Source organism: Hymenobacter sp. HD11105 (assembly GCF_054051685.1).
This window is the reverse complement of sequence record NZ_JBSWBR010000010.1, coordinates 37,766-62,675: the sequence shown is the minus strand read 5'-3', so window position 1 is coordinate 62,675 and position 24,910 is coordinate 37,766. Positions and strand designations below refer to the sequence as shown.

General features: G+C 47.0%; 17 protein-coding genes. 11 read left to right on the top strand and 6 right to left on the bottom strand.

The annotated features are described in order from the left end of the window. The 3 genes from ACW9KT_RS20155 (at position 1) to ACW9KT_RS20145 (ending at position 3,842) form a co-directional block, all read left to right on the top strand. Positions 1–999, top strand: a complete 999-nt coding sequence (locus tag ACW9KT_RS20155) for a glycosyltransferase family 2 protein (protein ID WP_457083766.1) — start codon at positions 1–3, stop codon at positions 997–999. 199 nt (positions 1,000–1,198) lie between these two features. Then, entirely contained in the window at positions 1,199–2,440 is a 1,242-nt protein-coding gene (locus ACW9KT_RS20150) for a glycosyltransferase family 4 protein (protein ID WP_457083764.1), read from the top strand. 43 nt (positions 2,441–2,483) lie between these two features. Next, complete coding sequence (locus ACW9KT_RS20145) at positions 2,484–3,842, top strand: hypothetical protein (RefSeq protein WP_457083762.1); 1,359 nt, start codon at positions 2,484–2,486, stop codon at positions 3,840–3,842. 371 nt (positions 3,843–4,213) lie between these two features. Here the strand turns inward: ACW9KT_RS20145 and ACW9KT_RS20140 are convergent, their stop codons facing one another. Continuing rightward, entirely contained in the window at positions 4,214–4,414 is a 201-nt protein-coding gene (locus ACW9KT_RS20140) for a hypothetical protein (protein WP_457083916.1), read from the bottom strand. On the opposite strand from ACW9KT_RS20140, the gene ACW9KT_RS20135 reads away from it, so the two are divergent. From ACW9KT_RS20135 to ACW9KT_RS20100, 8 genes are all read left to right on the top strand, one after another. Beyond that, entirely contained in the window at positions 4,352–4,585 is a 234-nt protein-coding gene (locus tag ACW9KT_RS20135) for a hypothetical protein (protein WP_457083914.1), read from the top strand. The two genes, ACW9KT_RS20140 and ACW9KT_RS20135, sit on opposite strands and share 63 nt — an antisense overlap. A gap of 977 nt (positions 4,586–5,562) precedes the next feature. Beyond that, a complete protein-coding gene (locus ACW9KT_RS20130) occupies positions 5,563–6,711 on the top strand; it encodes a glycosyltransferase family 4 protein (protein ID WP_457083760.1) in 1,149 nt (382 codons plus the stop codon). 116 nt (positions 6,712–6,827) lie between these two features. Further along, on the top strand, positions 6,828–8,642 hold the full coding sequence (asnB, locus tag ACW9KT_RS20125; protein WP_457083758.1) for an asparagine synthase (glutamine-hydrolyzing): 1,815 nt from the start codon (positions 6,828–6,830) through the stop codon (positions 8,640–8,642). A gap of 162 nt (positions 8,643–8,804) precedes the next feature. Further along, a complete protein-coding gene (locus tag ACW9KT_RS20120) occupies positions 8,805–9,989 on the top strand; it encodes a glycosyltransferase (protein WP_457083756.1) in 1,185 nt (394 codons plus the stop codon). Between the two features lie 245 nt (positions 9,990–10,234). Continuing rightward, entirely contained in the window at positions 10,235–11,035 is an 801-nt protein-coding gene (locus ACW9KT_RS20115) for a glycosyltransferase family 2 protein (protein WP_457083755.1), read from the top strand. 691 nt (positions 11,036–11,726) lie between these two features. Beyond that, complete coding sequence (locus tag ACW9KT_RS20110; RefSeq protein WP_457083753.1) at positions 11,727–12,698, top strand: phytanoyl-CoA dioxygenase family protein; 972 nt, start codon at positions 11,727–11,729, stop codon at positions 12,696–12,698. Between the two features lie 908 nt (positions 12,699–13,606). Then, entirely contained in the window at positions 13,607–14,872 is a 1,266-nt protein-coding gene (locus ACW9KT_RS20105) for a WcaI family glycosyltransferase (protein WP_457083751.1), read from the top strand. A 1,493-nt stretch (positions 14,873–16,365) separates the two neighbouring features. Then, complete coding sequence (locus tag ACW9KT_RS20100; RefSeq protein ID WP_457083749.1) at positions 16,366–17,433, top strand: acyltransferase family protein; 1,068 nt, start codon at positions 16,366–16,368, stop codon at positions 17,431–17,433. A 1,042-nt stretch (positions 17,434–18,475) separates the two neighbouring features. Here ACW9KT_RS20100 and ACW9KT_RS20095 read toward each other — a convergent pair. The 5 genes from ACW9KT_RS20095 to ACW9KT_RS20075 all read right to left on the bottom strand — a co-directional run bounded on the left by ACW9KT_RS20095 (position 18,476) and on the right by ACW9KT_RS20075 (position 24,910). Next, a complete protein-coding gene (locus ACW9KT_RS20095; RefSeq protein ID WP_457083747.1) occupies positions 18,476–19,099 on the bottom strand; it encodes a class I SAM-dependent methyltransferase in 624 nt (207 codons plus the stop codon). A gap of 1,245 nt (positions 19,100–20,344) precedes the next feature. Beyond that, positions 20,345–21,334, bottom strand: coding sequence for a glycosyltransferase family 2 protein (locus ACW9KT_RS20090; RefSeq protein ID WP_457083745.1), 990 nt, complete (start codon positions 21,332–21,334; stop codon positions 20,345–20,347). Positions 21,335–21,339: 5 nt separating this feature from the next. Continuing rightward, positions 21,340–22,263, bottom strand: coding sequence for a glycosyltransferase family 2 protein (locus tag ACW9KT_RS20085; RefSeq protein WP_457083743.1), 924 nt, complete (start codon positions 22,261–22,263; stop codon positions 21,340–21,342). A gap of 6 nt (positions 22,264–22,269) precedes the next feature. Next, positions 22,270–23,289: a polysaccharide deacetylase family protein gene (locus tag ACW9KT_RS20080; RefSeq protein WP_457083741.1), complete on the bottom strand. Its 1,020-nt coding sequence runs from the start codon at positions 23,287–23,289 to the stop codon at positions 22,270–22,272. A 4-nt stretch (positions 23,290–23,293) separates the two neighbouring features. Continuing rightward, positions 23,294–24,910: a glycosyltransferase gene (locus tag ACW9KT_RS20075; RefSeq protein WP_457083739.1), complete on the bottom strand. Its 1,617-nt coding sequence runs from the start codon at positions 24,908–24,910 to the stop codon at positions 23,294–23,296.

The following is a 24,910-nucleotide window of genomic DNA, read 5'->3' as shown; positions in this document are numbered from 1 at the left end:
ATGAAGGTATCCATTTGTATTCCAACCTATAACCAAGCTTTGTATGTTGAAAAAGCAATAAGAAGTGCATTTCAACAAACTCTTACCCCTATTGAAATAATAGTGGCTGATGACTGTAGTACTGATGATACTCCTCAAATTTTACAGCGTCTATCTCTTGAGATACCTATTTTGAAGATAATTTCTCAGCCCAGTAATACGGGAATTACCTTTAATACAAATACGTGTCTTCGTCAAGCATTGGGTGATTTTGTTGTGAGACTTGATTCAGATGATTTTCTTTCTCCAGACTATACAGAAAAACTAGTTGGCTTACTAGTTCAATACCCAGCGGCAGGTTACGCTCATGCTAACGTACAAGAGATAGACCAAAAGGACAGACCTCTACAAATAAGAAATCTGCATAGATCGACTGGATTCCAGACAGGTGATGAAGCCATTAGAGCAGCCATTAAGGGATATCGAGTTGCAGCTAACATCATTATGTTTACTCGAGAGGCTTTGACCAACGTTAATTTTATCACTACGCAAGCAAACTTTGCGGAAGATTATCATTTGTCGGTTTCTTTGGCAGCAGCTGGGTATGGGAACGTATATTTGAATGAAACGCTGTCGTTCTATAGAGTGTGGTTAGATACTGGAAAAACAAGGCAACGACGTAAGCTTGCCGAGATAGTTGGCCTTTATACGGTGTTTGATGATGTTCTTGGGCCAGCTTACGCTAAAAGGGGGTGGGATTTGCGTGAATTAGAAAGGAGTAGAACAAATTTTGCTTGTAGACATGCTGATTGTCTGGGATGGAGCTCTTACACTAAAGACGAAAAATTGCAATTAGCTGATGAATTGAGAAGGCTGTCCTCATCCGATTTATCGGCATGTTTTATTTGGCTTCATTTACATGGTTTGGGAAGCGTCTTAGGTTTTTTTAATAATTTAAAATCAGCTGCAAAAGCAAAAGCAAAAGCAATTTATTATTCCGGTAATAAAACTACACGTTAGTTAATTGTCTCATTTTCTTTAAAGATTAATCTAATACATCAGTGATATTTTTCGCTTCTATTGCAAAAAACGTGATGATTTGTAAGACCTTAACGCTCATTAAATGACAGGGTTAGAGTGTATTACATTAATGCTGGAAATTAGAATCCAAGCTTTCTGCTGCTTGTCTCCCTGATTTATTTGAATTCATACATTACTTATGAAAGTAGTTTTATCTCATCCAACTGGTAATGCTAACGTTAGAGCCGTCTTAAAGGGGCTTGGGGATGCTGAGGCATTGGCTGAGTTTCATACTACGGTGGCTACAAAGGGCGCCTCATTCCTACTTCCACTTCTCCCACAAGGCATTCAGCATGAGTGGTTACGACGTTCTTTTGCAATTCCTTCGTCACAGTTGCGTACTCATCCCTTCCCCGAAATTGCCCGCTTATTCTTACCCCGGATAGGGCTTCCTGCCTTCACCACGCCCGAAAGCGGATTTGCTAGCATAGATGCCGTTTATCAAAACCTAGATAACGCAGTAGCCAACCGCCTTACGGCGTTGGCAAAGAGTACCACTGCAGTGTATGCCTACGAAGATGGCGCCTTGGCCACTTTCACCCAAGCCAAAAAGCTCGGAATAAAGTGCATTTATGATTTACCCATCGCTTATTGGGAATACGGACGGAAGCTGCTGAACGAGGAGGCGATACGCCTTCCTAAATGGGCCATCACTTTGGGGGGGGGAATAACCGATTCCCGTGATAAGCTTGAGCGAAAGACTCGCGAATTAGAGTTAGCTGATATTGTAATCGTTCCTAGTCAATTTGTAAAGGATTCCCTTCCTTCCTGGACGGCTAGCAAACACATTATTGTTGCCCCCTTTGGTACGCCGGAAGCGGGGTCTAGGAAAGATCAGCGGAAAGAATACAGCACGGCGAATCCATTACGTGTTTTATTCGTCGGATCTTTGGGTCAGCGTAAAGGACTTGGTGATTTGTTTGCAGCGATTCGGTTACTCAACCGGTCAGATGTTGAACTCGTCATTATGGGTACGGTCTTAGCCCCTATGGCTTTTTACAAAAGCGAACTACCTACCTTTGCCTATGAGCAAGGCAGACCTCATGATCAAGTATTAGCGCTCATGAAATCCTGCGATGTATTTTGTCTGCCCTCCATTATTGAAGGCAGAGCACTGGTCATGCAGGAGGCTATGAGTCAGGGGTTGCCCCTTATTATTACACCCAATACTGGAGGAAGTGATTTAATTAAAGAAAAGCAAACTGGTTTTCTGGTTCCGATTAGGTCACCTGAAGTCATTGCTGAGAAGCTAGCTTGGCTGCTAGAAAACCCTTCCGAAGCGTATAAAATGGGGCAGTTAGCCAAAGATCACGCTACAACCTATACCTGGGAAAAGTATAGTCAACATATAGTTAAGTGTCTCAAAGCGCATTTAAATTAGCTTTTATCCCTCCTGGTAACTCATCCCCTTATAATATTCGGAAATGGTTTCAGATGGCGTAACTATGCTTGGTCGGGGATCTTTAGCGCAAGACCAAAATATTACCTATGCTCAGCAAAACGTAGAATCTTATCAATCACTTAAAGGAGGAATCTGGATTTACTTTCTATTGCTGATTTTTGAGGGAGCCCTGCGAAAGTGGGTTTTCCCTGGCTTAGCGACACCGTTACTGATAATTAGAGATCCTATTGCGCTGTGGTTAATCATAGCTACGTGGAAACGCGGTTTACTCCCTTCCAATTTGTATCTAACGGGCATGACAGTAATTGCCCTCATTAGTGTATTTACTGCTACGTTTGTTGGCCATGGCAGCCTACCGGTAGCCTTGTTTGGGGCTCGTATTCTTCTTGTGCACTTCCCCCTAATTTTTGTTATTGGGCGCATCTTCAATCGTGAAGATGTTCTTCGCATCGGAAGAGCAACTATGTGGATTGCCATTCCGATGGCAGTATTGATTGCGATTCAGTTTTATAGTCCTCAGTCCGCTTGGGTTAATCGGGGCGTGGGAGGCGACAGTGCAGGGGCTGGCTTCTCCGGGGCTTTGGGCTTCTTTCGTCCGCCTGGAACCTTTTCTTTCACGAATGGCAATGCGGCTTTCTTTAGTTACCTAGCTCCCTTTATTCTTTATTTCTGGCTGGATAGGAAAGCAATAAACAACTTACTCTTATTAGGCGCCACAGTGGCCTTATTGCTTGCCATTCCCTTGTCCATTAGCCGGACCTTGCTTTTCCAGGTTGGCTTATCCATTGTTTTTCTGGCAGTCGCAGCTTCACGCAAGCCTGAGTATATAGGGCAAGTAGTTATGGCGTTTATTGGCGGATTTATCGCACTGCTTATATTAAGTCAAACGGATTTATTCGGGACAGCATCAGAAGCCTTTACGTCCCGCTTTGAAAGCGCCAACGAATCGGAAGGGGGCTTGGAAGGAGTATTTCTTGATCGCTTTTTAGGGGGATTGCTCAGATCGCTTACTGGTTCTGCTGACTTACCTTTTTTTGGTTACGGATCGGGAATGGGAACGAACGTGGGGAGCATGCTACTCACTGGGAAAACTAGCTTCCTCATCGCTGAGGACGAGTGGGGAAGAATAGTCGGAGAATTAGGCCCCCTATTGGGTGTCTTAGTCGTACTGCTCCGACTAGGATTAGTTACTAAAATTGCCTTTGCGAGCTATCGGAACTTGAGTCATGGAAACCTACTTCCTTGGATGTTGTTGAGCTTCGGCCTATTAAATATTGCCCAGGGTCAATGGTCACAGCCTACTTCTTTAGGTTTTAGCACCTTAATAGGTGGACTGTTGGTTGCCTCCCTGCGCATACCTAACAGGCTAACGGCGGTTTAGTGCATACTATAAAAAGCTGGAATCTATGAGCTGAATTATGAAAATAATTCAACCCCCCGCACCTCTTGGTCACTATGCCCTACTTTGTCTACACGCTCGCCATAATTAAGGGTTTATATGCAGGTTGAAATGATTGTACTTTACTTAGAGTCATGGCATTCAATACGGATACGATTAGTGGGCCCTCTTTTTCGCTTTGGAATCGTTTGGGGCGAGTTTTGTGGGGTCTAGTTTATGCGCTCTTCTTTCGGCTTTCTCCAAAGCCAATGCATGGGTGGCGCGCCTTCCTACTCCGGTGCTTCGGGGCAGAGGTAGGCCGGCGTGTGCATGTGTATCCAGGGGTAAAGATCTGGGCACCTTGGCAGCTTAGCTTAGGGGATGAATGCGGCATTGCTAGTGGCGCCATTCTTTACTGCCAGGGAAGAATCACGGTAGGGCATCGAGCCGTAATTTCGCAGGGGGCTCACCTCGTAGCTGGTACGCATGACTACTCTGATCCCGGCTTTCCGCTGATTACTAAGCCCATTTACATTGGCGACCACGCCTGGGTAGCGGCGGAAGCGTTTATTCATCCGGGAGTTACTATTGGTGCCGGTTGCGTCATTGGGGCTCGCGCCGTAGTAACCAAAGATATGCCCGCGTGGATGGTTTGCGGGGGTCATCCCTGTGTACCAATTAAAACTAGAAGCGTAAATTCAGCCTTCAAAACAACTGGGGCATCTGCTCAGTCTAAGGAGTCATAGGGTTAACTCCCCAGCGACCTAGGGCCACTAGAATTCTCCATTTTAATTCATCAACCAAAAGGAATGCACTGTTCACGGCGGCTGCGCTTTATTTGACTACAGCTATACCCATCCGGCAAGGATAAAAAATCCTTGCCGGGTCTTGCCGCTATCGGGACTGATTTTGCGCGCCACGTACTGTTAATTGACCCGGGAAGTAGGGACGCCACGCTCCATATAACCCAGCAGTTTGACGTCGGAGTAATAGACTTTGCCAATGATGGCAAGTTTCCCCGAAAGCGTAACAGGTTTCTTTGTAGTTACGCGTTGAGGACCAAGTAAATCTTAATTCTTAACGCGGAGCAGTAATTGACATACGTCTTTGAAGGAAAGTTGCGGGCCATCTTGAATAGGACAACAAAAATGGATACTGGTTGAATTATTTCATAGGTAAGTAATTAAAAGGAGGTTGCCCCTTACGAAAATTGGTGCTATTTCTAATTTTGATGGCGCTTCACAAGTTCTTCAAAGGGGGAAATGCTAAGCGCTATTAAACTTAGAAATAGCACCTAAAATATCGGTTGATGAGTACGATAGTCAGTGAGCCAGCTCCTTTTTTGACAATTACTTACTGTCAGGGGCTTTCGTAATTGTAGTTGTATTTTAGCTGTTCCTATTCTTAAAAAGGCTTCTTTTACGCGGGAATAGAATAAAATACGGGAAAGCAAGCCTCGCTAAATCAAGTAGTTCTTGTTAGGCAACTGTGCGTTCCTTACATCTAGCCTAACCTTGCTGTAAGGAACGTACTTGTCTATATAGAAGCTTCAACGACTGATCTATTATCTGGAGCTTTCCTTAGATATATCCGACAAACTATATCACAGGTGCAAGGGGCTCAGCCCACAGATCTAAAGTTTTCCACATTTTCTGCACGCAGTGAGCCCCAGGTGGATATCGCCGCAGACACCAGCGCGACCCCTACTAAGTAATAAAACTTAATGAAAATAATACTAGTTGGCAATTATCCGCTGGACGGTCTAGAAAGCATGGATCGATTTGCGCAAATGCTCGATGTCGGTTTTCGCAATGCTGGAATTACAACGGAAATATGGCGCCCAATTTCATTTTTTGCACCCGGAAAAGCTTCTACGACTACCGGGTATCGAAAGTGGCTAGGCTACTTTGATAAGTGGGTTGTGTTTCCTGTGATTTTATCTTGGCGGTTACGGGGCTCGGCAATGGCCAAGGCGGACGTATACTTTCATATCTGTGACCACGCCAACGCGCCATACCTTCCGTATTTAGGCTATGCGCGCACCACCATCACGTGTCATGATGTCTTGGCTATCCGTAGCAGTTTAGGATATGCAGGTACACACGTCTCAACGTCTTTTTTTGGTAGTTTTCTGCAGAAATGGATATTCTACCATTTGAGCCGGGCCCAGCGTCTAGCAGCCGTTTCTAAGTTTACGCTTCACCAATTAGCAGCTTTAGGCGCTCCCCGTGAGCACGACCAATCAACTAATTGGCAGGTTATACCCAATGCCTTCAATGCTGATTTTTCGCCACAGCCCTTAAAAGAATGTATCCCTCTTTTAAACCAAGCCGGCGTTACAACCTCCACCCCCTTTATTCTCCACGTCGGCTCGAATGAACCCCGCAAAAACCGATCGCTACTCCTCGAGATGATTCATACTCTAGATCATCGCTGGGCAGGCAATATTTGCTTTGCTGGCGAGGCGCCCGACAATGAGTTGTTGGCTCGTATCGCTTCACTTGGCTTACACGAACGAGTTATCTGTGTCGTAAAGCCGGAACATGCTGTGCTAGTGGCTCTCTACAGTACTTGTGAAGCATTCATTTTCCCTTCATTCGCGGAAGGCTTTGGCTGGCCGGTTATTGAAGCCCAGGCCTGCGGAGCCCCTGTAATTGCGAGCGATATTGAACCCATGCCCGAAGTAAGTGGGGGAGCGGCTGTTCACGCGGCTCCAACTAATCCGCAGGCCTTTGCCGAGGCTCTGCTTTTGCTCCAGCAGCCCGCTAAACGAGCAGAAGTAGTACGCCAGGGCTTCTTGAATTGTAGTCGTTTCCAACTAAATAATATAATTCACGAGTATCTTAAACTACTTGAGGTAGATGAACGCTGATACTGGGTATTTATATTCAGGCAATAAATTATTGTAGCTCCCTACTTAAACCCTGTAACTTTGAATATAGATTTGGCCAATTATTTTTTGAGTTTTTTCTTATCCTGTATAAACAAATGTGTGGAATAATTGGACAGGTGTGTTTTGGCAAGCATAGAGTCGCTCGCCCCCAACTTGATTTGCTTCACCACCGCGGGCCTGACGGCAGCGGTGAATGGACCAACAACAATGACAGCATCTATTTAGGCCACACTAGGTTGGCAATTTTAGAGCCCACCCCGGCAGGAAAACAGCCAATGGTGAATGCTTCAAAACGCTACACTATTACGTTCAATGGCGAAATATATAATCATCTGCAGTTACGCCAGTTCCTGCCTGGAATTAGTTGGCGTGGTAATTCAGATACCGAAACATTAATTGAGTTAATGTCCGCACAAGGACTGACTAAATTAAGCGCACTGAAAGGTATGTTTGCATTTGCCCTCCATGACAGCGAAGATGACTCGGTTCTATTAGTGCGTGACCGGCTAGGCATTAAGCCTTTATGGTACCGGTACCAGGATACTTCCATACAGTTTTCTTCTGAGATACGAGCGCTGCTAGGGTCGGAGAAAACTCAGCTTACGGATGCTGCATTAAGTGAATACATAAGCTTTGGCCGGCTGCCTGAGTCAGGGGAGATCGTAGCCGGTATTCAATCTGTTCCTCCTGGTAGTTGGATTAAAATAAGAGGAGGCGAAGGTATTAGCTCAAAGGACCGTATAACCAAAGGCACCTGGTGGCCCGAAGAAGTTGAATTCAAAACTAAACTCAAAAATCGACAGGAGTGGGTAGCCTCGGTTAACAAGCTCGTGACTACTGCAGTGGAAGAACACCTTATTTCCGATGTGGGGGTTGGAGCTTTTTTGAGCGGGGGAATTGACTCCAGTATTGTAACCCTCATTGCAGGCAAGCACTTAGGCCGCAGGCTGCAAACATTTACTATTGGCTTTCCGCAGAAAACTTTTGATGAGCGCTCCATCGCCCGGGTGGTGGCTAAGAAAGCTGGCTCTGAGCATACTGAGTTGGAAATTCAGCCGGATGCGTGTTTAAACTGGGTAAAGGAAGCAGTACTTAGCCTTGATTTGCCCTCCGTTGACGCCATCAATACGTATATTGTTTCCAAAGCAGTAAGGGATTGCGGATTAAAGGTTGCCTTATCGGGGCTGGGAGGAGACGAACTGTTCGGCGGCTACCCTAGCTTTCGTAGCGTCCCGTGGCTCCGTTTGCTCGATGTTGTTCCCTTATCCATCAGCCGTCAACTAGTTAGTGCTTTACCGAGTAGCATAAACCAAAAGTTGGGGGGGATACTTGACTTTTCTACGCTTAATTTAACTAGCGCCCGGCGGCGTTTTACTTCGGTAAACAGTCTCCAGCGAATGGGGCTTACTAGCGGCATTCCCATTATCCCCCCCCCTCCCTCCTATTTAGACACTATGGGGCTGATTTCCTGGGCAGAGATCTACGGCTACATGATTCCCATGCTTCTCCGGGATAGCGACCAAATGAGTATGGCTGTGGGTCTTGAAATTCGGGTTCCTTTCCTGGATCATTGTTTGGTGGAAGCCATTTTAACATGTCCCAAAAAGTACAAAGCGGGACCCGGCATCAAGCCGTTACTTGTCGATGCATTTCGCTCAGAATTGCCGCCAGAGGTATACAATCGACCTAAACAGGGGTTTGCCTTGCCCATGGATGAATGGCTGCGGGGTCCATTAGCTGATTTCCTGAGTGAGGGCACAACAGCGGCGGCGGATTTGCTCTCGCTCGAGGAGCCCTTACAACAACTTGCAAGCTTTCATAAAGGCCAGTTACACTGGGCTAGGGTCTGGAATTGGAGCGTATTAGGGCACTGGTTAGGCAGAAAAAAAAATGCTGCTAACTCCCTTTAGTCAGCCGATGTTAAGTGGAAGTGGCTTTATGCAAACCTTTTATAACAGCCTAGTTTGAACGTACTACGAGTTATAGCCAGTATGGATCCGGCGCATGGAGGTCCTAGTCAAGGAATCCGGAACTCTGTTCCTGAGTTGAGCAAGTTACTAGTTAACACTGAAGTGGCCTGCCTGGACGACCCTTCCGCTCCATTTGTCGGGAAAGATAATTTTATAGTTCATGCTCTCGGCCCTGGAAAAGGTCCGTGGCACTATAGTCCTAAACTTGTCCCTTGGCTTTTAGACAATTTGGGGCGCTTTGATGTAGTGATTGTACATGGAATATGGTTATATCCCAGTTATGCAACTCCTAAAGCCTTAAATATTTATAAAACCCGAATTCGGTTTAAATCTGAGGAAAAGGCTCCTAAGCTCTTTGTCATGCCTCACGGTATGCTGGACCCCTACTTTCAGAAGGCATCCAGCCGACGATTTAAAGCTATACGAAATTGGATTTATTGGAAATTAATAGAAAGTAAGACCATAAATGAGTCGGATGGAGTTTTATTTACCTGCGAAGAAGAATTGCAATTGGCTCGCCTAGCCTTTTGGCCTTATAAGCCCAAAAGAGAAATAAATATCGGCTATGGTATAGCTCAACCACCCCCTTTTGTTCCGGCTCTTACTAATGCCTTTTTGGAGCGCTGCCCAGAAGTTAAAGGTCGTCCTTACCTGCTTTTTCTGAGCCGCATAAATGAAAAAAAAGGGGTTGATTTATTAATAACTGCTTATCGAGAAGCAATAATTCGAAAACTGGAACCGAGCTTAGGGTTGGATAATGAAGCTGATATTAGCCACGAACAGCAGCCATCATTACCTTCTCAATTGCCGGTTTTAGTTATAGCGGGACCGGGCTTAGAAAGCACTTATGGTCATGCTATTCGTCAACTAGCTGCCACGGTACCAGTACCTACTATTTTCTTTCCTGGAATGCTAACCGGCGACGCTAAGTGGGGAGCTTTTTACGGGTGCGAGGCCTTTATCCTACCAAGTCATCAAGAAAACTTTGGTATAGCCGTCGTGGAAGCCCTAGCCTGCAGCAAGCCTGTATTGATTTCCAACCGAGTAAATATCTGGCGCGAGATCGAGGCAGCAGGTGGTGGCCAAGTAGCAGATGATACTTTGGATGGAACACTATCGCTTCTGGAGAACTGGTGTAAACTAACCGAATCAGAGAAAAGCGTAATGGGAAAACGAAGCCTGCTAACTTATCGCAACAATTTCGCTGTAAGACCAGCAGCAGTAAAAATGCGGGAGGCGCTGCAGTTAAAAATCGGCACTCTGAATGATGAGTTTAATCAAAAATGACGTCATATTATTTGAAGTTCAAAGGAGACGTGAAGGCGTCAAATCAGTGTTTAACACTTATATAATGTATCGCTGTTTATAGGTATAACCTTATCGCTTTGACTAAATTTGTTGAGTGTGACTCAGATATTATTCTGTTACACTTGGCTACTCAAAAATTAGAAACAGATTATAGTACTAAATTGATTATGCATTTATAAGTAATATCTTAACTGTTTAAAAGTATGTTCTCTAAGTAATTTTTTATGATTTCAGTAATAATCTTAACTAAGAATGAAGAACTCGACCTGCCAAATTGTTTAAACTCCCTATTGTGGTCGGATGATATTCATATATTGGATTCAGGGAGCACGGATAAGACGGTTGAAATCGCTAGTACTTTCGGCATTAAGACATGGAACAACCCATTTGAAAGCTTTGGAAAACAGCGTAATTACGCTTTAGACCATATAAGCATAAAGCATGAGTGGGTATTATTTCTAGACGCCGATGAGGTCGCAACTGAACAGTTTCGCCAAGCAGTCCTGTTAGCAATTAGTAGTGCTACAGAAAGTGTAGCCGGCTTCTACTGCTGCTGGAAGATGATTTTGGAAGGTAGATGGCTCAAACACTGCGATAACTTTCCGAAATGGCAGTTTAGGTTGCTAAGAAAAAACAGAGCCCGCTTTACCGATTTTGGTCATGGTCAAAAAGAGGCTAATGTCATCGGTGACATTGGGTATGTTCGTGAACCTTACCTTCATTACGGCTTTTCTAAGGGCTGGACTCATTGGTTAGAGCGTCATAACAAATACTCCAGTCAAGAAGCAGTCGCTCGGTTGCACTATTGCCCTGCCTTTAAGGATGTGTTTGCGCCTCATGCTAGTATCCGTAACCCAGCCTTAAAATCTTGGCTAAGCAAGGTTCCTGGCTGGCCCTTGCTTCGCTTTGTGCAGGCCTATGTTTTTAATCTGGGGTTTCTCGAAGGCTCACAAGGATTTGTTTACTGTGTAAATATGGCGTATCATGAGTTTCTGATTCAAATTAAAATGAGAGAACTCAAGTAAAAATTACTAACGAATAATTAATTGTTTGTCTATGCTCTGAACAGTTCGCAATCTTCTGGTTCAAATCGTAAACACCGAAGTTGGCCCTACTGAAAGATTGTCGAAGGACTAGTTAGCTATGTCAAAGGGTTTTACCTAATCCAACCAAATATGGATGAAACAGGCTTGGTCGACGTCTAATGCGAGGGTAGTCAGAAATGCTCACCGATCAATGGCCGTTGCGTGTCATCCAGAAAGAACTGCTCTCCCTTACCAAAGGTGATTGCTCGTAGGGCCTGACTTTATGCCCCGTAAGTTAACGATGTGTCCGTTTCTTTAGAACTACTTTCGTCATTGGCATGTCGACGGCAGCTTTTACGTCTGAAGTAAAGCTTGGTCCAGCAACTGTTCCCTCTGGCTAAGCAGCCCCAACTTAGCATACACTACAATTGTGCGGCCCTAAGCTAAATAAGTGGATGAAGCTAATTGTGAGTTTATGAATTTATATAGCTGTTAACATACTACTATGCCTATGTGTTATACAGAATAACACTTCATTTGCAATCCATAATTACCTTCTCAGCAAAAAAAATATTTCACTAGAGTTTTAACTTCCAGAGTCAGTAGAAAACTTAAACGGGTTTTCTTTAGGCAATTTTCATGTTTTGTTCACGCTACCCGTGCCTTCTAAACTCATAATCTAACTTTTACTGTGAAGTGGATTGAGAAATATACTGGCATATTGCGAAGAATGCGTCCTGCATATTGGTTGTTCAACTTATTTAAGTTATCAAGGCTTCGCAAAAACCGTAACTTGTATCAGCGGCATGGCATTAAGAAGGCCATCTGGAAAGAGCTTTCGCATGCGGATATTAAGCACAGATCTGCTGCAATTCCATGGATGGACAGGGAGGATATTACTACTGATGCAATTAGGCAACACCCTGATTTTGCCTTGTTCCCTCTCCAAGTTCAACAACAACTCATTCATTGGCCAGAGCAAGGATTCCTCATTATACCTGGTCTGTTTATTGACGAAGCCGAATCAATTAACAAAGAAATTGAATTTTTAAAAGAGACAGGAAAAATTGACTTTAATTTTACTAAAAAGAAAATATTTAATGCATGGCATTATAGTAAAACAGTCAAGGAAGTCTTTTACCACCCAATTGTCACCGCCTTGGTAAAATTTATTTTTCAAAAAGATATCATTCCTTTCCAAACTGTCAATTTTATTTTCGGGAGTGGCGAGAAGCCTCACAGTGATAGCATACATTTTACAACAGAGCCACTTGGGTACCTTACCGCAATGTGGCTGGCATTAGAAGATATTCAAAAGGGTAGCGGTGAACTGCTTTACTATCCCGGCAGCCATAGATTAAATTACGTAATGAGTGAAGATTTTAATCCACAGCACACCACCCTACAGTTAGGATTAGACACGCGTCGACGTTATGAAGAAAAGATTGAGGAAATAATCTTGCAGCACGCCTTAAAGCCACGCTCCTTTACTGCTAAGAAGGGAGATGTGCTTATCTGGCACGCGAACCTGTTGCATGCTGGCTCCCCAATCACTGAACCCCATCTGACCCGCAAAAGCTTGGTCGCTCATTATTTTGCGGAAGGAGTACTCCAATACCATGAAATAACCCAACGCCCAGCGATTATTCCAAGCCCACCCTAAAGTAATAAGGCTAGTTTATGCATTATGTAATTGTCTCAGATAGCGATTGGGATAAAATGTTTCCATCCAAGTGAGCCAATCTCAAACTGCTTCATTCACGCACTAGGGATTATCTACATTAAGAATTTTCGATAATAAGTACAAGGGTGCGATCCAATCCCATACACAACCTTTATAAGTGGTTTCTAAAGTTGTCCCGCAGTAAGGCATTCCGTTTGGTGGCATACTGCCTTCCTATGAGCAGTCCTTGACTTACCCGATACGAAGAAAGGACATCCTACATCTCAGGGTAATGCATCTTGATTTAAGTAAGCCTTATACACAGCCTACGGCTAGGCAATTAAATGGGTAGATGCCCTGTCTTTCTTGTCTCGCGCCAACCATAGCCAAAGGCGTATAGATGTTGGCCGGAAGCACGTTGACCTTTCTTACCAATGAGGTTGGCACAAATCCTTCTCTTTATAAGCCACTCGTTTCTAGTTGGTTGCATTGTGTTCTTTGCCCGTTGTAGGAAGTTATATGCGGATAGAATAGTGATTTTTACGCCTCTTAGTGGCTTGTATGAAGAATAAACTAACCTTAAAATCAACTTTACCGAGGCGTCTTATCACTTTTATCCTGGTTTAATCGGTAACGTAATTTTATTTATCCCGGCACCCTTTATATTATGCTAGCTATTTCAAAAAAAGAGCTGCTTTTATTTACTGTTGTCTGGGATTGAGCGTCCTTATTGGAGCTATTCAATACGTTGGCAACCTAGGAGTAGCCGTCATTCTTAACATCAACGGAGCTATAATCGCTATCATTTACTTGATAAGGGCAGGAAAGTGCTCAGCCATTTCAGTAACAAGAAAATAGCCTCTACTTTTAACTATGCCTGTATGTTTACCCGCGGGCAATAAGCTCTTATGAAAAAAAGGATACTACTGATTGGATATAATTTTTATCCTGAACCGACGGGAATTGGTAAGTACAGCGGAGAAATGATGTATTGGTTAGCGCGCAAAGGCTATGATTGTACTATAATTACAACGTATCCCTACTACCCTTACTGGCAGGTACAGGAACCTTACACCCAAAATAGGTTGCGATATACAACCGAGGATGAACAGTTTACCTCGGGAGGCCAACTAAAAATTTGTCGCTGTCCAATGTACGTGCCTCCTCAACCTTCCGGGCTGAAGCGCATCCTGCTGGACTTTTCGTTTCTTGCTTCCGCGGCGGGCAAACTACTTCACCTGTTGCCAAGTCGCAACTATGACGCCGTTGTCGTGGTGGCTCCGTCGTTCCTTTTTGGCTTACTGGGCGTTTTATACCAGAAATTAAGCAACGCCAAGTTCTTTTATCATATCCAAGATATGCAGATCGAGGCTGCTCGAGACCTGCAGCTGATAAAGTCCGAGACAGTTATTGCCCTCCTTCTCAAATTTGAGCGCTACATATTTAAGCGCGCGGACAGTATTAGTAGTATCTCGGAAGGCATGGTTCGCCGAATAGAGGCCAAAGCGCATAAGCCAGTAATGTTACTGCCTAACTGGACTGATTTAACGCTATTTTATCCTATTGTAGACAAGGCCCCCCTCAAACTTGAATTTGGGTTTGCGCCGACGGACAGAATTATTCTGTACTCTGGAGCTGTTGGCGAAAAACAAGGGCTAGACGCTATATTATATGCTGCGCAAGAGTACCGACGCCATCCCCACCTAAAATTTGTCATTTGTGGTTCCGGACCCTACAAAGCTACCCTGGAAACCTTAGCTCATAACTTAGCGCTTCCTAATGTGGTCTTTCTTCCCCTGCAAGTTCCTGAGAAGTTTAATCGCTTTCTAAACATGGCCGATGTGCATCTCGTTATTCAGAAAGCAACCGCCAGCGACTTAGTAATGCCCTCTAAGTTAACAACTATCCTTGCTGTAGGTGGTCTGGCCTTAATTACGGCAAATGAGGGGTCTGGTTTGTACACCCTAGTTCGAAAACACGAAATAGGCATACTGGTCGACGCGGAAAGTCAGGCGGCATTGAATTTTGGGGTGCAGCGTGCGCTGGCTCAGGACATTCTAGTAATATCCGCTAAGGCTCGACAGTATGCTGAGCAGTATTTGTCGATTGAACATATCATGACTTCTTTTGAGGAAGTCTTAGTGAGCTATATGCCTAAGCATAGTACTCATTAGCTTTATAGTGCCAGGGGTAGCGTGTTTTCCGTGCAGGAATTACGCTTAAATCTGTCTAACAAGTAGTCTACAACCGCAGTCGCACTCTACCGACCCACCCTGGCTTCAAATACACAACTGTGCTTCATAGGCCTTAGCGTTACTGTTGAGGCTGCTCCGCTGAGGCCCAGGCCAGCCTTGACCGTGCTCATTCTTGAAGGAGCCCCTGCTGGGGCTTTCTGCCTTAACACTAGCCAGTAGTGTCTACGTCTTATAAGCAACGATTTCACACCTATTTCCTTCGGGTTTGACCATGTACAGTATAAGACAATCAGGACTATCATTTGGGCCACCTTTATATCGCCTTCGCCAAAGCCTTGGGCAAAAACGACCTGCTGTATATTTTTATTACTATTTAACTCACCAGCTTGCGCGGCTTTTACCAAGCTGCATGTGCAGACGGCCAGGATGCGGCGGATGTTTTGACAGCCTATGGCATAGCCTTCAGCTGCACCTGGGACCATATTTAGCGAGTCCTAGCGTTTGATGTAGTGTCCAAAGTCTGCAAGCATGGCTATTTTAAGTAGCTTCTAGGGCAGTTATTATGCTGCCGGTGGCTAGATAAAATACGCGCTGGGACCACGCATAGCGCTCTGCAGAACTAGAGTTCGAGGGACCTAGACGATGTTGTGCTTGTAGGTGCCTGCGTGCACGGCTGGCCCATACAGCGCGCTGACCAAAGCTTTTTTATAAAAACAACCGACTCCTGACGTGAGGTTTAGTTAGGCTCGCAAAGTGCTAGCCTCTCTTCGTTACGGGCAACCTACACTTTCCTTACTTTGGTCACGAGAAGAGCCTGCTGCCAGACGTCATCAAGCTTGAGATGTTTACTGCTGGATCAACGTCTGAGTGCTCCGACTCTTGCTGGTTAGGTATAGCATTTAAGCCTTGCAGGGCATATCCTTCAGGTCTCTTTTATCGAGCGACTCTGAGGTCATTTTGGCTGTCATCATTGAATAAGGTAATGCCCTTAAATGTCGGGCTAACATAAGCTAGCCTAATGCGTGTAGCCGAATGCTCAAAGGGACGGCTGAGGCTAAGCAAGAGTACTCATTATCCCAAACGGCCTTAAAACTGCTTGGTACAATGAATCTATGTATAAAGTTAGCACATAACTATTCTGAGTGTGCTTCACTCGTGGCAAAAAAGATAGCAGGCAAGGTATCTACTAATCTCTTTTGCAATAATCTTATGCCCAGCTAGTACAATAGTGCTGACTCAAGTAAAATAAGAAATGATATGACAGTTGAAGTAAACCTATGATTTTCTTCCTAAATAATGAGTGAAATCTGCAGCTAGTTTATAACTAATGATCGAAAGGAATAGGCTTTACGCACGATTATGGTACTGTTCTAGCACAAGCAACATTTAATTACTTGTAAGAACCTTGTTTGATCAGCTTTAAGTATATGTAAAATTATACTATATATTTGTTTCTTACCTTTTAAAATATCTTGAAAACACATCGCATCCTCGAATTAGATGGCCTTCGAGCCTTCGCAGTCTTATTGGTAGTAATGCACCACATTATAAACTGGTCAGGAAATTATAATGTTAACCCTACTACTGAAACAATTTTTCTCACTTTAGGAGAAGGAGGAGTTCATATCTTTTTTGTGATTAGTGGTTTTATTATAACTTCTTTACTAATTCGAGAAGCGCTAGCATTTGGTCGAGTGTCCTTGAGAGGTTTTTACCGACGCCGGTTTTTTCGCATCATCCCGCCTTTTGCCTTTTACCTTCTAGGGCTAGCTTTACTTTGCCAAGCAGATTATATTTCAATAAAGCCCCTTAGTTTTTTATGGAGCAGCTTGTTCTTAGGTAATCTAGGGCTGCTCGGTGAGGCTACTACTTCGGATGGATGGTTTCTTGGACATACATGGTCGCTCTCAGTTGAAGAACAATACTACCTTTTTTTTCCACCCATTATGGTGACCGTCCTTCGCTTCCGCCCTAAGCTTACGACCTTACTGCTTCTAATCCTTTTCTTTATTTGCCTGCTGGCCTACAAACTAGCAACAGAAGCATCTCAGCATATACATTTGACGCTCATTAATATAGCGGTGCTTTACCCATTTCGCTACATCATCGTGGGAGTTCTTGTTGCCTTGCATATAACAAAAGTTCAAAAAATAGTACAAAATACATCTGCATTGCTTCCCACAGGTATAATTGCCGCTATTCTCATTTTGCCCTTTATTAATCCACAATCCTCGTTCATTTGGCTTATTTTAGACGGACTAGAAGCTATCTCTTATGGCTTTTTAGTACTGTGGTTCGTGGAAAACCCTGATCGGTGTCCGGCCCTGCGTTGGGGCTGGGTGCAGTGGATTGGCGCTTGCTCTTATAGCATTTACCTGTGGCAGCAACTCTTTACTGGGCGGTCTCACTTCTACAACGGATGGTCAATAGCACAGCCTTCGTTTGCCATAATAGCTATCTTTATTTGTGCTGCTCTTTCTTATTATATTGTGGAAAAACCAAGTATCCGCTTTAGCCGTTTCTTATCTTCTAAATCATAGGGCATGACTCGAGCACGTGTGGAATCCTGGTACGATTGAGGTAAATGGCTATATTAACTTACAAATGCCGACTGAATTGAGCGGGGATAAATTTGAAATCGACAGCCACGTGCGCAAAATAGGTTAGCCCAGGATGTGCTTTACTAGCCAGCGCAGACCATTCGCATAAAGTTGTGTGCCGTAGGCGTACGACCACTGATTTGCTGGTTTATGCATAAGTAGCGCAGATGCTGGGCAAACGCCAGGGGCAGATGTCATCGGTAAGAACAAGATGCAGGCGCCGAGCTCACCTAAGGCTAGGCTTTCGTCATTGGTGGGCGCTGTGGTAAGTTACGTGCACGTGGCTGGCTTTGAGGCGTATGCTGGAGTCGATCAGAACTTAGCCTTTGAGTCTATTGATAAGTCTATATGCGTATAGGCCCACAGTGTTCATAGATGTGCGGAGTTTGCTTCATCTCACCTCACAAACCGTAGCTATCTATTATTGGCTTAAGTTAATTCATAGCCGCGTTTAGACAGGACCAAGCCTAGTTACTGCCAACCTTTGGAATACAAGTTAAAAGCTATTTAGGACGGAATCTGTGCTGATGTACACGCGACTAGCAGTAGATACCACCTTGTAAAGCTAGGCGTCGACCATATGGTGCAAATACAATGTCCACTGCCGTTGCTTGAGCAGGAATTAGACAACATACTAATACGAATCAGTAAGGAGAGGTTAGCACTACCTAAAATGCTGATGGAAGCTAAGGAACTACCCGCGCAACTTACCGACTCTTTTTTGCCCCTATCCAATTACCAAGACTAAATCTGGCACTAGTCAACTGCCCGACACGGTTGTTTTAGCTGCATCGCTAAAGCAAAGCAAAAACTTTTCGCGCTTAGTCACTATATAAGTTAGATTTTATAAATAATATAATTTTTTAATATGAATAAGTTTAGTTTATAAAGTTATAGAAGGTTTGCTAGTGATTCGCATCTGCAATTTTCTCCGAAAATGTGCGTTAAATTAAATAGAACTGAATAGTAATTAAATATAAATTTATGCGCGTTTTTTGAAAACCATAATCATAGATTTCCATAAGTAAGGAAAACGCCCAACACCTTTAAAAGAACATTCCTCGTATCCCGCCTCGTTCAGTAGAGAGGTTAAAGAATTTCTTGACCAAAATTTTATATGTCCCCCTACTCTTTTTGGATGATGATGGAAGTCCCATTTACCAGCAATAGCAAGCACAACATTTTTTATATAACCGTGATAAGGAGTCGATATAATTAACACCCCCCCTTTACTCAAGGCAATATTAACAGTATTCACAAGTTGCACTGGATCAAACAAATGCTCAATAACCTCCAGGCAAACTATACCATCAAAAGCCCCCCTCCATTCAGCTGGTATTGCATCGCCAACACCGAGCTTGCGAACATCTGCACGATTATGCTGGCTTGCCAAACTAAAACCTTCATTATCCGGCTCTATTGCTGCTACCTTTATGCCTTGCGATAGCCAGTGAGGAAGTGTTGAGCCATTTCCTGTGCCGATATCAAGTAGTGATTGAACCTTATACTTTTTCAAATATGAAGTAGTAGCAGGAAGTAGATAAGAATGGCTATGTTCCGCTTGAGCCGACTTCCATCCGTAGGTATTAGCAATAGGAGTAAGCATTTTATTCTGTCATAATACTTGAAACACTATACTGTTTGCTTATAATGTTTCAAGTATAATGAAAGGGTTTAACTCTAGCAAAGATAAGTATCTGTTATTACCGAAGCCCAAAGCCAACTAGCTTGGTTAGCATAGAAAAACAGCTAAATACCCTAGCCACGCGGATTACGGAGCTAAATGGGCAGCTAAAGCTAAGTGGAGGCTTTTTGCGACCTACAAACGTCCACAACTTATCGAGTATCCAGAGCCGGTTTGGTTGAGGCCCGGTGGGAAGGCTGCCACTTTTCAAGCTAGACAATAGTAAGAGTTCATGACAATGTTAAGATGAGCATCGACTGTTAAGGGACACGTTACACTAGCTGCATAGACATTTGCGCTTAGTATATTGTACTGGCATCAGTGACAGGAAGAACAATGCACAATTGTATTAAATGTTGAATTAGTATCTGAGTTAACTTTAAAACTTTTGTTTTCTGCATCGACGAGCTACGCGTTTACCAGATGCTACTGTTGTTCAAACATTTATTTTCAATTATCAGGGCGACCAGCATATCTTAGGAACAGTAATCTATCAGGGTCGATTTCGATGTGCTCACTTTCCCTTTAAAGCCATTCACCGCCAGGATATGCAAGTGCTAACAAAGCGCCTCATTAGGATTCCTCTGGAAGGCTTACTTATCAATGATGGCGATTGATCCCACTAGCCACTTCGGGCCTTGCATACTTCCGCTACATACCCCTTAGGCGGGGTGGTTCGTTTTTTACTAGCCCTCTACAAAGGCCTTGGTTGCTGGCAGTGGCGGCGGGTTAGGGCAGGCCCACCACTTTGAGAAAGAGCCCCCCGGAATCTTGTTGGCCTTAACCTTGACGGTCTTGTGCTTGTAGTAAAACGAAAAGAGGGTATTAAGCATCTTCGCATCCCCCAGGATTACGGCAATCAGCTTGGGGTTCCGAATCTCGAGCTCCTCCAGGTTAAGGCAGACGCACCGTTACTTTTCTTCCTCGGCCTCGTCCTAAAGAGGAATGGGCAACTGCTGGAGCAGAATTTCTTAGACACAGATCACCTAAGAAAAACAGCATTAAGTGTTGTGCTCATTAGCTGGGGCGCTCTGCAAATTCATAAAAACTAGGCGGCCATGGTAGCTTTTTGGGATAAAGTCTGGGTAGCTCTAACCTTAGTTCCAGTCAATACCATCCTACGAACCGCTATCGTAGAGGCTACCAAGAGTTAAAATGCTTCTCGGCTCAGAGTCGCAGAAACTCCCACAGAATTAAGCGGAACTGGCCTAACCGCAACAGCAGCCAAACACCCTTGGGTTGGGGTAAGTGCCGAGCGAAAAAGGAAGTGATGAATGACTTCTTATAGGCGGCCGCGGCGCGCACGGCGTGCTGATCGAGGTTAAGGTTCGGCTTGCTCATAACACCGGCCGTAATCACCTCTAGCTTCTGCAATAAGATTAAAATGCTGCCGACGCTGCCCGACGCCAGCATCGGAGCGAAGTCGTGCTGCAGACACCGCAGCTCAGCCGTACTAAGGACCAGCTCAGGTCCGGTATAATAGCGAATGTTGCGCTGGACCTGCGTCTGCTGGGCGTAGTAGTACTCCTGCTTTTTAACTACCTGGTGCAGACTCTGGTTTGTTTCCCTATAGTCCAGCAGCACCTGCGGCAGCGTAGCGATACTAAACTGGCGCGCGAGCTGCCAGAACAGCTCAAAGTCCTCGGAGTAGGCCTCCTTGTACCCACCGACCTGCGTTACGGCGGCTTTGCGGTACATGACCGTGGGATGATAAATCCAGCATATGAAGGTCAGGTTGTAGTAGTAGTAGGCGCAGTCGAAGGCATCCTGACGCAGGAAACGGCCCTCCGCGTCGATAATCCGCACCCAGCAGGCAATCATGGCACACTCGGGGTGAGCCACCAAGTAGTCATACTGCTGCTGAAGGCGGGAGGGATGGCTGCGGTCATCCGCATCCATCCGGGCAATGACCTCCGTGGTCGCCAGTGCGATGCCCCGGTTCAGGGTCTGGCTGATGCCCAGGTTCTGGTCGTTGCGGTAAAAGCGGATGCGTGGGTCGCCATAAGCTTGAATTATCTCCGGGCTGCTATCACTGGAGCCGTCATCGAGAATAATGAACTCAAAGTCGGTAAAAGTTTGCCCCAGGATGCTATCAATGGCTTCAGCCAAAAAGGCCTGCGCATTATACACCGGCAGCAGAACGGAGAGGCGAGGCATAAAGGTTAAGCGGAGAACCGAAAAAAAGTATTCACCCGCTGGCGGAGCCGCTGGTAGGGCGCCGAGAGGAAGCGGTGGGTAAGGGGAAAGTGGTAGGGCACCAAAGCGCGGGCCAGCAGGGCCTCTACGTGGGCGACGCCGAGGCCTTCCCGCCGCAGGTAGGCCGCAAACCACTCCAGGAAGTAACGCCGCACGACGTGGTACTGCCCGTTTTGCGTTACCGTTTGCACGATAGACCCCGGCCGCTGGCGGTAATAGTTGCCACAGCTCGCCGAGACGTAGACCTTCTCCCGGACATAGATCTTGTGCAAAAACGCTTGGTCCTCGTAGAGTTGATAGTGCTGGGTGAAGGACTCTTCAAACCCGCCCGCGGCCAGCAGGGCCTGCCGCTCCAGCATTAGGCCCGAGGGGCAGGGCGCCGCCCCGGCTCCCAGGGGGTAAAGGAGAAAGAGCAGTTCCCGGGGCGGGTATACGCGGCCAGCGGGGGCGCCCACTGGAATCATAACATCCGCGGGCGCGCCCGGCTGCCAGCTATACCAGTAACGAGAGGCTTCCGCAACCATGGCGATGCCGGGGTGTTGGTGAAAAAGGGCCACCTGTTGGGTTAGTTTGTCCGCTAGCCAGGCATCATCCGCGTCCAGCAGGGCGATCAGCTGGCCCCGGCCACGGCGGATGCCCTCGTTGCGGCTGGCACTCAGGCCCCGGTTGACGTGACCCTCGTGCTCACAGTACCTAATCTGGTCGCGCCGCCGCTGCGCATACCGTTGCGCCAGGCCGGTGCTCTGATCCGTGGAGCCGTCATCGACCAGAATCAACTCCCAGTGCGCGTACGTCTGCTGCAGCACGCTCTCTACCGCTTCGGCCAGAAAGCGCTCTTCGTTGAGGAATGCAATGACGACGGTAACCAGGGGAAACGCTGGCAGGGACATGAGACGTTAGGAGGGGTGAAGCCACTGGTGCAGGGCACGCGTAAAAGAGGCAGCGGAATAATTAGGAACTTGAAAGCGCCCGAGGTGATAGCGATTGGAAGTACTAGTTACCACTTTTTCCTCCGTGGTAAAAGCAGCTCGCAGGCCGGCTTGCTCGACCAAGGTCAGCGTCTGCTGATTATAGTTGCCGTAGGGGTAAGCCACTAAATCGACTTTCTGGCCGGTGGCGCGCTCCAGAAAAGCTTGGTTGCCGAGCAGTTCCTGCCGCTGAAACCCCAGGGGATGGGCAGCTAGGGCGGGATGGGACATTGTATGCAGGCCGAGCTCATGCAAAGGACTAGCGCTTAAGGTTTGCAGTTGCTGGCGCGACATGCTGCGATAAGCCGGCCGCTGGCTAGGTGGCGCTCCCACCCACTGCCGGATGCGGTCCAAGTGCTGCTGCTGCTCGCGGATAGGCAAGGGGCGCAGCAGCTCCCAGAGTTGATAAAATAGCCGGCTCCGGATCGTAGGCGGCAGCGCCGCACACGCATCCCAGTGCTGCTGTTGCTGCCGCCCGTGGCTGCTCAGGCAAGCTTCGTTCCCCAAGGCTACGTCGATAAGCTGTCCGCCGATAACCTGCGAAAACCGAGCGGGCAGGTGAGCCGAAAATAGGATCAGGTGCTCGAGCTCATCCCACCAAAACTCTTCTGCCTGATCCGTGTAGTGGGAGGCAATGAAAAAAGTAGCGGGCAACCCGTAGTGATCCAGGATGGGTTTGGCAACGAGAAAGTTGTCCGCGTAGCCATCGTCGAACGTCAGGGCTACGCTGTTCGGTTTCACGGTGCCGCGGGCGACCGAGTCTACTAGTTCCGAGACTGAAACCACACGGTACGAGGCCTTGAGCACCCGGACGTGCTGCTCGAAATGAGCGGGTTCCACGGCAATTTTCCAGACATCGGATTCGGGCGTGGCAATCCGGTGGTACAGGAGTACGCACGCCTGCGCCGGGGGCAGTACGTGAAGGGCCGAAAGTAGCTTTCGAATCACTGAATTAAGCCTTCACGGCTTTTACCGAGTTGATAACCTGAAACTGGGGGTCGTAGTAATCCAGCTGCTCTGTCGTTACCTCGCCCCGGCCCAGGCCGTATAGGAAGGCCGTAGCAATCAGCACATTGCCATAAGAAGTGATGGTAGCTTCCCCGGGGAAGACCTCCGCGAATAAACGAACTAGGGCACGGTCCGTGAAAGACCAGTACCAGGTCCGCTGCCACTCGCCCCGGTCAATGGGGGTAATGCCGGGCACGGTCAGCAGCAAGACTCCGCCGGGCTTTAACACCCGATGACAGGTAGCCAGCGCCAGCTTGTAGTCGTAGATCAGATGCAGAGTCTGGGTCAGCACAATGCAGTCAAACGCGTTGTCAGGCAAGTGGGGGGCATGGCTTAAGTCCCCAATAAAGGTCGCGTGGGGGTTGCTCTCATCGACGTGCAGAATGTCGCTCTGAGTGACACCTTGCCCGAACCGGAGGGTATAAGCGTTATCGCCAATCTCCAGCACCCGCCCCCGAATGGTGGGAGCATGGGCCTGCAGGAAGCCCTCAATGTAGTAGCGGTCCACCGGCCCCCCCCGGTCGTAGCCAAACTCGGTGCTGAGGGGACTCGTGCGGGCCAAATCACCCAAGACGACTTGCCCAACGGCCGGGCAGTAGCCTGGGTAAAGGCCGGCTTTGAGCAAGAACCGCAGCCCGGAGGCGGGCGCGCACTGCTTAAGTAGCTTCTTAACCATGGTTGCAGTTGCTAGTACGGCGTAACGGAGGGCCAAAGGAGGTTGGTGAATGAGCAGGAGCCAGCCTTCCGCCCAAGCCGCGGTTCGGGCGGAAGGCTGGCGCAGCGTGTGGTATAACTCCCGACTGTAGTAGTCCTGCCACACGCGCTGACCGCGCGCGTAGGCTTGCCGCTCGGCCGGGCTGCGCAGCTGCTGACGCTGGCGGCGCAGTACCAGCAGCACCGTCGAGAGCATCAGGGGAATATTGCCGGACATGTTGCTGGCGTGCCGGCGGTAGGCGGCCACGCGCCGGGTATGGTGCGCAACGGGGTATTCGCGGGCCACGCGCAGATAAAGGTCGTAATCCTCGACGGCGCGCAGGGTAGTATCATACGCAAACTCGTCAAAGACCCAGCGCTGGTACATGACCGTGGCGTGCATGCCAATATAGTTACCCTGCAGCAGGTGGCGGTAGTGGTCGCTCGTTACGGCGTGGGTTTCCGCCTGGGTGACGCCGGTGGCTACGAAAACCTTGTCGTGCCCCCCCGAGACGAAGGCCAGGGCGGGGTTGCGTTGGAGGTAGACCACGTTCGTGCGCAGGGCATCCGGTAACAGCCAGTCGTCCGCATCTAAAAAGACTAGGCACTGGCCGGTGCTGCGCGCAACACCCGTATTACGGGCCGCGGACAAGCCTTGATTGGGTTGGTGAAGGTAAGTGACTGACGGGTAGGCCGCCACGACCTGCCGGGTAGTATCCGTGGAGCCGTCATCCACGACGATGACCTCCAGGGCCGGATAGTGCTGCTGCCAGATACTGGCCAAAGCGTCCGGCAAGTAGGTTCCGTGGTTGTAGCAAGGGATAATAATCGTTACGAGCGGCCAGGCGGCGACCGGGGTGGAAGTCAT

What these genes read in the sequence shown, in the direction of transcription:
- ACW9KT_RS20155 (WP_457083766.1), top strand. Translation starts at nt 1, where the DNA reads ATGAAGGTATCCATTTGTATTCCAACCTATAACCAAGCTTTGTATGTT.
- ACW9KT_RS20150 (WP_457083764.1), top strand. Translation starts at nt 1,199, where the DNA reads ATGAAAGTAGTTTTATCTCATCCAACTGGTAATGCTAACGTTAGAGCC.
- ACW9KT_RS20145 (WP_457083762.1), top strand. Translation starts at nt 2,484, where the DNA reads ATGGTTTCAGATGGCGTAACTATGCTTGGTCGGGGATCTTTAGCGCAA.
- ACW9KT_RS20140 (WP_457083916.1), bottom strand. Translation starts at nt 4,414, where the DNA reads ATGAATAAACGCTTCCGCCGCTACCCAGGCGTGGTCGCCAATGTAAAT.
- ACW9KT_RS20130 (WP_457083760.1), top strand. Translation starts at nt 5,563, where the DNA reads ATGAAAATAATACTAGTTGGCAATTATCCGCTGGACGGTCTAGAAAGC.
- asnB (WP_457083758.1), top strand. Translation starts at nt 6,828, where the DNA reads ATGTGTGGAATAATTGGACAGGTGTGTTTTGGCAAGCATAGAGTCGCT.
- ACW9KT_RS20115 (WP_457083755.1), top strand. Translation starts at nt 10,235, where the DNA reads ATGATTTCAGTAATAATCTTAACTAAGAATGAAGAACTCGACCTGCCA.
- ACW9KT_RS20105 (WP_457083751.1), top strand. Translation starts at nt 13,607, where the DNA reads ATGAAAAAAAGGATACTACTGATTGGATATAATTTTTATCCTGAACCG.
- ACW9KT_RS20095 (WP_457083747.1), bottom strand. Translation starts at nt 19,099, where the DNA reads ATGCTTACTCCTATTGCTAATACCTACGGATGGAAGTCGGCTCAAGCG.
- ACW9KT_RS20090 (WP_457083745.1), bottom strand. Translation starts at nt 21,334, where the DNA reads ATGCCTCGCCTCTCCGTTCTGCTGCCGGTGTATAATGCGCAGGCCTTT.
- ACW9KT_RS20085 (WP_457083743.1), bottom strand. Translation starts at nt 22,263, where the DNA reads ATGTCCCTGCCAGCGTTTCCCCTGGTTACCGTCGTCATTGCATTCCTC.
- ACW9KT_RS20075 (WP_457083739.1), bottom strand. Translation starts at nt 24,910, where the DNA reads ATGACTTCCACCCCGGTCGCCGCCTGGCCGCTCGTAACGATTATTATC.